Consider the following 308-nt stretch of genomic DNA (forward strand, 5'->3'; position numbering starts at 1 on the left):
GTAGCCGTCACGCCATCGTTGCCGGATCGCTTCTCGGGACACTGCTTCAGGAACCTCGACATCGATGATCTCGACACGATATCCCGCAGCCGCCAACGTGGTCTGGATGTCAGTCACCGATCTTGGAGAACCAAGAACTGTGTCGATGACGATGTTGCATCCATCCTGCATTGCTTCCTTGCGCATCCGTTGAGCCAGAAGGGAGGATTCTTCGTGGACGAGGGTGGCCAGGTCGAGGGGGAAGAATCGTTCTCCTTGTGTTTCGAGTTCCTTGACCCGGGCGGGTTTCAGCCAGGATTCATAGCTCC

The 308-nt window shown here is 56.5% G+C and carries 1 protein-coding gene; it reads right to left on the reverse strand.

The genetic code is table 11. From position 1 onward, the window contains the following. On the reverse strand, positions 1-308 hold a 308-nt coding region (locus EII35_RS15705; protein WP_185744417.1), incomplete at both ends, for a zeta toxin family protein.

It is taken from the genome of Arachnia propionica (assembly GCF_003932785.1).
Taxonomy (GTDB): Bacteria; Actinomycetota; Actinomycetes; order Propionibacteriales; family Propionibacteriaceae; genus Arachnia; species Arachnia propionica_B.